The organism is Aminobacter sp. P4_D5, from assembly GCF_056401815.1.
In genome coordinates, this window is sequence record NZ_JBFUIP010001139.1 from 1 (window position 1) to 572 (window position 572).

Consider the following 572-nt stretch of genomic DNA (forward strand, 5'->3'; position numbering starts at 1 on the left):
CCGTGTAGACCTCGAAGCCTTGCGAGGCGAAGGCGTCGATCATCGCCTTCATGTTGGTGTAGTCGCCGGAGCTGTCCTTCACGCCCTTGAACACGCCGGGGAAGGCCTTCAGCAGGCGGCCGATCAGGTCGAGGCTGAAGGGCACCGCGGACTGCTGCGGGAAGTTGTAGAGGTAAAGCGCCACGCCGCCGCCGACGCGCTTCGCCACCTCGGAGAAATAGGCGAAGAGGCCGTCGTCCGACGGGCCCTTGTAGTAGAAGGGCGGCAGCAGCAGCACGCCGCGGCAGCCGTGCTGCTTGGCATGCAGCGTGAGCTCCACCGTGTCGGTCAGGCTGGCGCAGCCGGTGCCCGGCATCATCACGGAGGCCGGCACGCCGCGGGCGATGAGCCCTTCCAGGATCTGCTTGCGCTCGTGCAGGCCGAAGCTGTTCGCCTCGCCCGTCGTGCCGAGGATGCCGAGGCCGTTGCAGCCATTGGCCAGCAGCCACTTCGCGTGCTTCGCCATGCGGTCGAGGTCGGGCGCGAGGTCCGGCGTCATGGCGGTGAGGACGGCGGCGTTCACGCCGCCGAAC

General features: G+C 68.4%; 1 protein-coding gene. It reads right to left on the reverse strand.

Going from position 1 to position 572, the window contains the following annotated elements; all coding sequences use genetic code 11:
- A partial coding sequence (locus tag AC1DWF_RS37125; RefSeq protein WP_476843424.1) for a dihydrodipicolinate synthase family protein occupies nucleotides 1–572 on the reverse strand: 572 nt, incomplete at both ends.